Below are 262 nucleotides of genomic sequence, written 5' to 3'. Positions count from 1 at the left end.
AATCCGAGCCATTCCGGCTTTGAGAAATCAGGCAGATCCATCATTTACCCATAGGGCATTTTGTAGTCAAATACCATAAAATCACGGATATTCGCTGCATTTGCCAGCTTAATTACGGTTTCATGCAATTTCTGTAATGCCTGACGGCCGTCATGAGTCTCAACAGTTAAAGAAGGGAATACGGCTTGCTGAATAGCAGGGGACGTATTCGTAAATTCGTTTTCCTCGGACTCTTGGGTAATTTCCCAGGACTTCGGATTTA

1 protein-coding gene is annotated in these 262 nt (G+C 43.5%); it reads right to left on the bottom strand.

All coding sequences use genetic code 11. The annotated features are described in order from the left end of the window. Window positions 1–44 precede the first annotated feature (44 nt). Window positions 45–262, bottom strand: a 218-nt coding sequence (locus tag ACTHS4_RS12060; RefSeq protein ID WP_440366005.1) for a hypothetical protein, incomplete at its 5' end; no start/stop codon positions are given.

The organism is Neisseria sp. P0014.S009, assembly GCF_051958155.1.
Classification (GTDB): domain Bacteria; phylum Pseudomonadota; class Gammaproteobacteria; order Burkholderiales; family Neisseriaceae; genus Neisseria; species Neisseria flavescens_C.
Note: the sequence above shows the minus strand (reverse complement) of the source record. Positions and strands in the feature narration are given on the sequence as shown.